Below are 329 nucleotides of genomic sequence, written 5' to 3'. Positions count from 1 at the left end.
ATCTCAGTACCCACAGGAAGAGAAAACAACATGTGATTCCGTGAGTAGTGGCGAGCGAAAGCGGATGAGGCTAAACCGAGTACATGTGATACCTGGCAGGGGTTGTGTATTCGGGGTTGTGGGGTTCGTTGTGTCGGCGCTGCCATGCCGGCCGACAGTGAGAAATCGTCGTGTTAGTCGAAGTGGTCTGGAACGGCCTGTCGTAGAGGGTGAGAATCCCGTAGACGAAAACACGGTGACTGTCGATTCGAATACCCGAGTAGCACCGGGCCCGTGAAATCCGGTGTGAATCTGTCGGGACCACCCGATAAGCCTGAATACTCCCTGGT

The 329-nt window shown here is 54.7% G+C and carries 1 rRNA gene; it reads left to right on the top strand.

Annotated features, from left to right (window positions below):
• A 23S ribosomal RNA gene (locus NVV99_RS26425) occupies nt 1-329 on the top strand; the annotation flags it as partial.

It is taken from the genome of Rhodococcus sp. PAE-6 (genome assembly GCF_025290685.1).
Lineage (GTDB): Bacteria > Actinomycetota > Actinomycetes > Mycobacteriales > Mycobacteriaceae > Rhodococcus > Rhodococcus pyridinivorans.
Note: the sequence above shows the minus strand (reverse complement) of the source record. Positions and strands in the feature narration are given on the sequence as shown.